At 58.6% G+C, this 348-nt stretch carries 1 protein-coding gene; it reads right to left on the reverse strand.

Annotation, left to right across the window (positions count from 1 at the left end; genetic code table 11):
* The coding region (locus tag ACJDU8_RS25760) for a hypothetical protein (RefSeq protein ID WP_406795033.1) at positions 1-348 on the reverse strand (348 nt) is incomplete at both ends.

Raw genomic sequence — 348 nt, forward strand, 5'->3', positions numbered from 1 at the left:
TGTTGCTCCTGTTGTTCCAGTTGCTCCTGTTGCTCCGGTTTCTCCTGTTGCTCCGGTTTCACCTGTTGCTCCTGTTGGACCCGTTGCTCCTGTTGCTCCTGTTGCTCCTGTTGCTCCTGTTGGACCTGTTGCTCCGGTGTCTCCTGTTGCTCCTGTTGCTCCAGTTGGGCCTGTTGCTCCGGTATCTCCTGTTGCCCCAGTTGCTCCTGTTGCTCCGGTGTCCCCAGTTGCTCCGGTTGCTCCGGTTTCTCCTGTTGCTCCTGTTGCTCCTGTTGCTCCTGTTGCTCCTGTCGCTCCCGTTGCTCCAGTTGCTCCTGTTGCCCCGGTTTCTCCGGTTGGGCCTGTTGC

Source organism: Candidatus Clostridium eludens, assembly GCF_045310515.1.
Classification (GTDB): Bacteria; Bacillota; Clostridia; order Clostridiales; family Clostridiaceae; genus Clostridium_B; species Clostridium_B eludens.